Source organism: Vibrio sp. 811 (genome assembly GCF_033339195.1).
Window position 1 is genome coordinate 1 of sequence record NZ_JAWOUB010000670.1, and the last position, 588, is coordinate 588.

General features: G+C 44.6%; 1 protein-coding gene. It reads right to left on the minus strand.

Annotation, left to right across the window (positions count from 1 at the left end; translation table 11 throughout):
• Positions 1-150: 150 nt before the first annotated feature.
• A complete protein-coding gene (locus tag R7Q46_RS28750; RefSeq protein ID WP_140099275.1) occupies positions 151-540 on the minus strand; it encodes a hypothetical protein in 390 nt (129 codons plus the stop codon).
• Positions 541-588 lie beyond the last annotated feature (48 nt).

The window sequence follows — 588 nt, forward strand, 5'->3', positions numbered from 1 at the left end:
TGGCGTTTTTTCCCGTTGGCAACTAACGCCTTGCTAAGGTGTGAGCAACACAATACCTTAGCCTCCGCATAATACCTTAAACACCTAAACCGACTCATAGTAACAATGCCCCGCGTTGCGACTCACTCTTAAGCAGTTTGTTATGTGTTTCTACATGACGTGGCAATCATCCAAAATCACCTTCAGGTCTTCACCATGCTTTAAGAAGTCGAAAAGCAGCGTGAAATCACTAACGACACCATTAAGCGGCAAATCATACTCAACTCCCCACCCAGAGCCGTTGTCGTACTCGAAGATGTCGTTTCTGAGACCCCCTGTGACGGTTAAAGGACTTGTTATAACTGGGAGCTGGTTGTCGCCAAAATGGTCAAACCTGACCATTTCAAAATCTTCTAAACTCCACTTACTTCTAGAGTTATCTAATGGTTCATCAAGGAACGAAAAAGCATACTCTGCTTCTCCTGACGCGCATAAATCTATCCAATCTCGAACAAACGCTATGAGCTCCTCCTGACTGGATTCAATCGTAGGCTTTTTCATTGACGACTCCCTTTGTGAGAAACACATAACGCCCAATTAACGTGTGAG